The organism is Parazoarcus sp. PS-13 R2A, assembly GCF_057621855.1.
The window spans coordinates 1-356 of the sequence record NZ_JBYEXN010000071.1 but is presented as its reverse complement, the minus strand read 5'-3'; the positions used below and the strand labels follow the sequence as shown (position 1 = coordinate 356).

Sequence of the window (356 nt, the reverse complement as noted above, 5' to 3'; positions counted from 1 at the left end):
CACTTGTTCAGGAACACGATGATGTACGGAACACCAACCTGACGCGCCAGCAGAATGTGCTCGCGAGTCTGGGGCATCGGGCCGTCAGCGGCCGAACACACCAGGATCGCGCCGTCCATCTGCGCAGCACCGGTAATCATGTTCTTCACGTAGTCAGCGTGACCCGGGCAGTCAACGTGAGCGTAGTGACGATTCTCGGTTTCGTACTCGACGTGTGCGGTGTTGATCGTGATACCGCGTGCCTTTTCTTCAGGCGCGCTGTCGATCGACGCATAGTCCTTGGCCTCGCCACCGAACTTCTTCGACAGAATCGTCGTGATTGCCGCCGTCAGCGTGGTCTTGCCATGGTCAACGTG

The 356-nt window shown here is 58.7% G+C and carries 1 protein-coding gene; it reads right to left on the bottom strand.

Translation table 11 applies throughout. From position 1 onward, the window contains the following. A partial coding sequence (locus tag AC22G6_RS21875) for a GTP-binding protein (RefSeq protein ID WP_487368515.1) occupies positions 1-356 on the bottom strand: 356 nt, incomplete at both ends.